The 6,091-nt window shown below is 30.8% G+C and carries 4 protein-coding genes; all 4 read left to right on the top strand.

Going from position 1 to position 6,091, the window contains the following annotated elements:
* Window positions 1–1,681 (top strand): glutamine synthetase (locus tag CHL78_RS19360; protein WP_116041732.1); only part of this gene is annotated, 1,681 nt, incomplete at its 5' end.
* Between the two features lie 874 nt (window positions 1,682–2,555).
* A complete protein-coding gene (gene mglB, locus CHL78_RS19355; protein WP_094366781.1) occupies window positions 2,556–3,599 on the top strand; it encodes a galactose/glucose ABC transporter substrate-binding protein MglB in 1,044 nt (347 codons plus the stop codon).
* A gap of 137 nt (window positions 3,600–3,736) precedes the next feature.
* On the top strand, window positions 3,737–5,278 hold the full coding sequence (gene mglA / locus CHL78_RS19350) for a galactose/methyl galactoside ABC transporter ATP-binding protein MglA (protein ID WP_274541872.1): 1,542 nt from the start codon (window positions 3,737–3,739) through the stop codon (window positions 5,276–5,278).
* Window positions 5,256–6,091 (top strand): galactose/methyl galactoside ABC transporter permease MglC (gene mglC, locus CHL78_RS19345; RefSeq protein WP_116041730.1); only part of this gene is annotated, 836 nt, incomplete at its 3' end. The genes mglA and mglC, both read left to right, overlap by 23 nt.

The following is a 6,091-nucleotide window of genomic DNA, read 5'->3' as shown; positions in this document are numbered from 1 at the left end:
TTATAATATAGCTACATTAAATGATGCAAAAGTTGATTTAATGCCAGATACAACGTCTAGATGGTATGTAGATTATAACGTAGATCATATAGATGAAGAGGTAAATTTACCAGTAGGTACACTTAAAATACCTGCATTCTTAATACATGACAATAAAAAGGTATGTTCAAGAGGTATTCTTCAAAAAGCAGAAAATAACTTCAGAAATTCATTGATGAAAATATTTAAACAATATCCACACATGATAAATAATATAGGGATAAATGATGTTTCAGAAATAGAAGATATAATGTTAACATCTGCAACGGAATTAGAGTTTTGGGTAAATACTCCAGAAGATAAAGCAGATTTAGAAAAATTATATGTATCTCAAAGTTTAAAAGAGCAATACTGGAAGAGAACTCATGGAATTATAAGAACTTGTTTAGAAAAGAGTTTAATAGTACTTCAAAAACTAGGTGTAAGTCCTGAGATGGCACATAAAGAAGTAGGGGGAATAAACAGTTCTATAAGTATAGATGGTAAGACTAATCATGCTATGGAACAATTAGAAGTTTCTTGGAAGTTTGCGGCACCTTTACAAGCGGGCGATAATGAATTACTAGTAAGAGAAGTTATAGAAGATGTGTTTACATCAAATGGTCTTGAAGTTACGTTTAAGGCAAAGCCTATTGAAGGTGTTGCTGGTAATGGTGGTCATACACATGTAGGAGCAAGTGTAAAATTAAAAGATGGAAGCTTCAAGAACTTATTTGCGCCAAGTGATATGAAATCAGACTTTTTAAGTGAAATAGGATATGGAGCTATAATGGGACTTCTTAAAAATTATGAAGCATTAAGTCCAATAGTAACTCCTTCTAATGATGGTCTTAATAGATTAGTACCAGGATTTGAAGCGCCTGTATGTATAGTTACATCTTTAGGACATAATTATGAAGTACCTTCAAGAAATAGATCTGTACTTGTTGGACTAATTAGAGATATAGAAAACCCAAGATCATTAAGATTTGAATTAAGATCTCCAAATCCACTATCAAATACATATTTAGTAATAGCAGGATGTTACCAATCAATGCTTGATGGTATAGAGGCAGTAGCTAAGCAAAAGTGTTCAACTAAGGAACTTGAAAAAGAATTATCAAAAGAAGTTGAAGAAGAAGGATTCTACCTAGAAAAAGGTAGAGCGTATAGAGATGAAAATGATGTATTTGAACATTATTCATTAGAAGAAAGAAATATAAGGTTTGGAACTCCAGCTGCTACTGTATATGAAAATATGAGAAACCTAGATTTATACCCAGAAAAGGTAGAAGTCTTAAAAAGAGGAGAAGTATTTACAGATAGCATAATAAATTCTTTCAGAACTGGTGCAACAGATAGATGGAAGACAGAGTTAGAAAATAGAATAATGGAACGTAATATGCGTAAAATTAGAAGATGTGTTAAACTTCATAACAAAGAAAACATGGACGCATTAGACGAAGTTGTATGGAATTCAATTTCAGATATTAAGTTTAACGTTATGAAAGATACTTTAACTAGAAAATCTTTATTTACACAAATAAGAGAAGCTATAGAAAATAATGATGATGAGTTAGTTTCGAAGTTACAATTAGAATTAAAAGCTAATATGGATGAGATACGTAAATTATATGTACAATATAAGAAGAATATATACTAAAAAAAGAAGAGGGTAACCTCTTCTTTTTATGTAAAAGTTAGTATAAGAATATGTGAAATAGAAGACTTATAACAAGTAAATAAGAATAGTAGTTAAGTAATTGAGAACTATTATTCTTTTTTGATGGGAAAAACTTTATTTTAATTATAATAAAAATAAGAACTATTATTGCATATCCAAAGCTAAGTGTAGAGTCGATAGTTGAAAAAGAACATATATGATATAAAGAAAATAGGACAGAAAGTAGTAGAAAAATAGGATTATATTTAGTGAAAAAAGGTAAAATTCTATTTATAAATTTTTTTATATTATTGTTTTTACACAATAAATACAAATCTCTCAATATAAATAGAAAACTATAAAGTAATATAAAAACTGAGGCAATGATACCAGATGTAATTGAAAGATCTTTAATCATATTAACCCTCCCTTATATTGTTTACTGCTATAATATAATATTTAAAATTCAATAAAAGTGTGAATACTTTTTCTTGAATTTATTTAGAAAATTTTATAGAAAACGTTTTAGATAATGTAGCTATTATTGATATAAAAACAGTATTAATTCTAATTATTAATAGCTAATTTTACATATAATTTGAATTTTATAGATAAAGCGTTACTGATTGTTAAGTCGAGATATTAATATATAAATATCTAAAAAAGTTAGTGATTCAAGCAAAGAATATCATTAATATTTAGAAATAAATGATTTAATTTTAAGTATTAATGATATTTTTATACATTTATACAGACATATATTTAACATTAAAAAGTTATGAAGTTCATGTTGAAAGTTCAAAGAAAACGTTTTATACTTAACTTAGAATACTTTAAAGATAAAATAAGTATAAAAAGCTTAGGGGGTATTAGTATGAATAAGAGAAGAATTTTAGGTCTAGGACTAGCAGCAATGATGATATTTGGAACAGTTGGATGTAGCTCATCAGAGGGAGATGATAAATCATCTGATGGAGGAGCATCAGGAGATCTTCCTAAAATAGGGGCAACAGTATATAAAGCGGACGATAACTTTATATCTTCAGTTCGTAGAGAATTAGAAACTAATGCTAAAGGTGTAGCTGAACTAACAGTAGATGACTCTCAAAACGATCAAGCAAAACAATTAGATCAAATTGATACTATGATAGCAAAAGGAGCTAAAGTGTTAGCAATAAATTTAGTTGACCCAAAGGCTGCAACAACAGTAATAGAAAAAGCTAAATCTGCAGAACTTCCAGTAGTTTTCTTTAATAAAGAGCCAGATGAAGCAGCTATGAAAAGTTATGATAAAGCATACTATGTAGGAACTATTTCTAAGGAATCAGGTGTAATACAAGGAGAAGTTATAACAGAACAATGGAATGCTAACAAAGAAAAATGGGACAAAAATGGAGACGGAAAAATTCAATATGTAATGATAAAAGGAGAGCCAGGTCACCCGGATGCTGAGGCTAGAACTAAATATTCTATAGAAACAATTAATGAAGCTGGAATAGAGACAGAAGAATTAGCTGTAGATACAGGTATGTGGGATGCTGCAAAAGCTACTGAAAAAATGGATGCTTGGTTGGCTAAATTTGGAGATAAAATAGAATTTGTAATTTGTAACAATGATGGTATGGCTTCTGGTGCTATAGCATCTCTTGAAAAAGAAGGATACTTCTCAGGAGATAAATTTATGCCAGTTGTAGGTGTTGATGCAATACCAGAAATTATTACTTTGATAGAAAAGGATAAAATGGCTGGAACTGTTCTAAATGATGCTGTAAATCAAGGAAAGGCAGTTATAGATTTATCACTAAACTTAGCAAATGGAAAAGAGCCAACTGAAGGAACTGATTGGAAGCTAGAAGGGAAAGCTGTTCGTGTTCCGTATGTAGGTATTACTAAGTCTAACTTAGACCAAGCAAAGTAAGACAAATATAAAGCTAGTATAAAAATCTTTAATCAAATAATTACCTAAGAAATTGCATGGTATATATATCTACAATTTCTTAGGTGAATATAATCTGTAATGGGTAGATTAATTACGTCTAAAGGGGGTATCAACTTTTGGAGAAGCAAGATAATAAATATATACTACAAATGATAGATATATGTAAAGAATTTCCTGGGGTAAAAGCTTTAGATAATGTAAGTCTAAACGTTAAACCAGGAACAGTCCATGCTCTAATGGGGGAAAATGGAGCAGGAAAATCTACACTTATGAAGTGTCTCTTTGGGATATATCAAAGAAATGCTGGAACTATTTATTTAGAGGGAAAAGAAGTAACATTTCAAAATACAAGACAAGCACTAGACAATGGTGTATCTATGGTACATCAAGAATTAAATCAGGTTAGACAAAGAAATATCCTAGATAATATTTGGCTTGGAAGATATCCTAAAAAAGGTTTAGTAATAGATGAAGATAAGATGTATAACGATACAGTAGAGATATTCAAGGACTTAGATATAGATGTTGATCCTCGTGTTAAGGTAAGTACATTGTCAGTTTCTCAAATGCAAATGATTGAAATTGCTAAGGCAGTATCTTATAACTCTAAGGTTATAGTTATGGATGAGCCAACATCATCACTAACAGAAAAAGAAGTAGATCACTTATTTAGAATCATTTCAAAATTAAAAAGCAAAAACGTAGCAATAATATACATATCACATAAAATGGAAGAAATATTAAAGATATCAGACTATGTAACTGTAATGAGAGATGGTACTTTAATAGATACAAAGAGTGCAAAAGAGCTAACAACAGACATTATAATAAGTATGATGGTTGGTAGAGATATGTCAGATAGATTCCCACCAAAAGTAAATCACCCAGGAGAAGTAATATTAGAAGTTGAAGGATTAACAGAAAATGATAGATTTGGACTAAAAGATGTAAGTTTTAAACTTAAAAAAGGTGAAATCCTTGGAATTGCGGGTCTAGTAGGCTCTAAAAGAACAGAAATAGTAGAAGCTCTATTTGGAATGAGGCATATTGATAAAGGTAGTATCAAACTTCACGGAAATGTTATTGAAAACAAAAATCCTAAGAGAGCTTTAGATAATGGATTTGCTTTAGTAACGGAGGAAAGAAGAAGTACAGGTATATTCCCACAACTGAGTATTACCTTCAATTCAATAATATCTAATATGGGTGCGTATAAAGTGAATGGATGTTTTTTATCAGATAAGAAAATGGCAGGAGATACTAAGTGGGTTATAGATTCTATGAATGTAAAAACACCTTCACAAAAAACAACTATAGGTAGCCTATCAGGAGGTAACCAACAAAAAGTAATAATAGGAAGGTGGTTACTTACAAATCCAGAAATCCTTATGCTAGATGAACCTACAAGAGGAATAGATGTAGGTGCTAAATACGAAATATATCAATTAATAAATGATCTTGCAAGCAAAGATAAGGGAATAATTATGATATCATCAGAGATGCCTGAATTAATAGGTGTAACAGATAGAATATTAGTAATGAGTAATGGAAGAGTCGCTGGAATAGTTGATTCAAAAAATACTACGCAAGAAGAAATAATGAAACTATCAGCGAAGTTTATAGAGGGGGAGAACTATGAAGACAAAGTCACTAACTAGAAATACTTCAGGTACAAATTTTAAGGAATGGGCCGCAAATAATGCAATACAAATAGTTTTGGTATTCTTGCTTATAGGTATAGTAATTATTGAACCAGGATTTCTTTCTATAAATAACCTAAGGAATATACTAGCTCAATGTTCTACACGTATGATTATAGCGTTAGGTGTTGGTGGAATAATAGTAACTCAAGGTACAGACTTATCTGCTGGTCGTATAATTGGTTTAGCCGCAGTAGTATCTGCATCATTACTTCAAGCTACAGATTATGCTTATCGCATGTATCCAGATTTACAACAGCTACCATTATTTGTACCAATATTAGTAGCTATGATAATTTGTGGTATTATGGGAAGCATAAGTGGTTTTGCTGTTGCAAAATTAAAGACACCACCTTTTATAGCAACAATGGGTACAATGCTTTTAGCTTATGGTATAACTAGTTTATACTTTGATAGACCGCCATACGGTGCTCAGCCAATAGCTGGTCTTGATCCAGCATTTACTAAATTAGCTCAAGGTAGTATTGGTAGTGGAGACTTTAGAATACCATATCTTATAGTATATGCAGTAATAATATGCGTAATAATGTGGTTTATATGGAATAAGACTAGGCTTGGGAAGAATATGTTTGCAATAGGTGGAAACCCAGAGGCAGCAGAAGTATCAGGGGTTAACGTTGCTAGAAATATAATTATTATCTATATAATAGCAGGTCTATTATACGGTCTTGCTGGATCTTTAGAAGCAGCTAGAGTTGGTAGTGCAACAAATAATACTGGATTTATGTATGAGATGGATGCTATAGCAGC

Origin of the sequence: Romboutsia weinsteinii, assembly GCF_002250835.2 — a bacterium.
Lineage (GTDB): Bacteria > Bacillota > Clostridia > Peptostreptococcales > Peptostreptococcaceae > Romboutsia_A > Romboutsia_A weinsteinii.
The sequence above is the reverse complement of the archived record's forward strand: the minus strand, read 5'-3'. Positions and strand labels throughout refer to the sequence as shown.